The organism is Mesorhizobium sp. M7A.F.Ca.CA.002.04.1.1 (assembly GCF_004022805.1).
Taxonomy (GTDB): domain Bacteria; phylum Pseudomonadota; class Alphaproteobacteria; order Rhizobiales; family Rhizobiaceae; genus Mesorhizobium; species Mesorhizobium ciceri.
The window spans coordinates 1-1,678 of record NZ_RZPL01000969.1; the positions used below are offsets into that span (position 1 = coordinate 1).

Sequence of the window (1,678 nt, forward strand, 5' to 3'; positions counted from 1 at the left end):
GTGCAGCCCTGCCGCGGACGCTGCCATGAGGGCCTGGAATCGCTCGCGCCGCCGACATTCCCGCACCCGAGAGGCCACATGATCCCTCGCATCCTGATCGTCAGCGACAAAGTGGACACCGGCTCCAACGGCCTGGCGGCAGGACTTGGTCGGGGGGGCGCCGCCGTTACAGCCGTGCCGCTGGCGGCGATCGCATTCGATACCAGCAGCCCGAGCGGACTTGCGATCCCCGGCTTCGGCGGCACGCTGCCCGACGCCGTGCTCGTCCGTTCGATCGCCGCCGGATCGTTCGAAGCGGTTACCCGGCGCCTCGGGGTGCTGCACGCGTTAAGCAGACTGTCGGTTCCCGTATGGAATTCCGCGCAGGCGATCGAGCGCTGCGTCGACAAGTCGATGACGACATTCCTCCTGAAAAATGCCGGCCTGCCTACGCCACGCACCTTTGCCGTAGAAGGACTTGCCGTCGCCGAGGAGGTCGCGGCGCAAGAGCTTCCGCGGGGACCGCTGGTGCTGAAACCATTGTTCGGGGCGCAAGGCCGCGGCATAAAGCTGATCCGCACGTTCTCGGACCTGCCGGCCGCAGAAGAGGTGAACAGCGTCTACTACCTTCAGCAATATGTGTCGCGTGCCGGTCCGCCTTTCCGGGATTTCCGCGTGTTTGTCTGCGCCGGAGAGACCGTGGCGATGATGAGCCGCATCAGCGACGACTGGATCACGAACGTCAACCGGGGTGGCGTGCCGGAACAGGTTTCCGAACATGGCAAGGCGGAACTGGCATCGCTGGCCGTCGCTGCGTCAGCCGCGGTCGGCGCGGATTTTGCCGGCGTGGACATCGTGCGGGCTGACGACGGCAATCTGTTCATACTCGAAGTGAACAGCATGCCCGCATGGTCGGGATTGCAGTCGGTGGTCGCCGTGAACATCGCCGAAGCAATCGCCGATGCCTTGCTGAAACTTCTGGCCGACCGCGCCGAGGCGGCCGCCGCACCGCGGCCCTACCGTTTTGCCGCGCCTGCGAATTCGTGAGGGCGGGCAAGGTGGTGCTTTCGCGTGAACGCCTCCGGGCCAGCTATAAGAATGCCTGCAGGATGGAGATCGAAGCCCTAAAGCCGGGCAACGTCCATCTGTTCGCCGACGGACACGGCATGTCCGCCGCCCAGTTCATGACAAGTGCGGAGGTTTCCTCCGGGCCGCTGACCGATCCTCGTCTGCCGGTCGGGCAGCGGATGCTGGAGGCGGTGCGCGCGACACGACTGGCGGTCGCAACCAATACCAATCTCGGAATCATCCTTCTGGCAGGGCCTCTGATATGCGCCGCCGAAATGGGCGGTGACAGACTGCGTGACAATCTCGATTCGCTGCTTCGGGCTTTGAGCGTGCAGGATACCAAGGCGGTATTCGAGGCGATCGTCACGGCCGCGCCAGGCGGCCTCGGAGAAGCCGCCAACGATGTGCGGCAGGAGCCGAAGGTCCATTTGCTGGACGCGATGAGGGAGGCTGCCGACCGCGACATGATCGCTCGCCAGTACAGCAACTGTTTCGGCGACGTGTTCGGGGTCGGGCTCGCCGCGCTGGATGGAGCGTTGGCACGTGAAGAAGACGGCATGTGGCCGACGGTGTTCGTCTACATGGCGTTTCTCGCCGGCTTCCCCGACAGCCATGTGATGCGCAAGCACGG

Annotated in this window: 2 protein-coding genes; both read left to right on the forward strand. The window is 64.8% G+C overall.

Annotated elements, in window-relative coordinates; all coding sequences use genetic code 11:
* Positions 1-111 precede the first annotated feature (111 nt).
* Positions 112-1,026 carry a RimK family alpha-L-glutamate ligase gene (locus ENZ75_RS31095; RefSeq protein ID WP_245458385.1) on the forward strand — a complete coding sequence of 305 codons (915 nt, stop codon included), beginning with the start codon at positions 112-114 and terminating at the stop codon, positions 1,024-1,026.
* A 62-nt stretch (positions 1,027-1,088) separates the two neighbouring features.
* Positions 1,089-1,678: triphosphoribosyl-dephospho-CoA synthase (locus tag ENZ75_RS31100; RefSeq protein WP_245481317.1), on the forward strand; the 590-nt coding region annotated here is incomplete at its 3' end.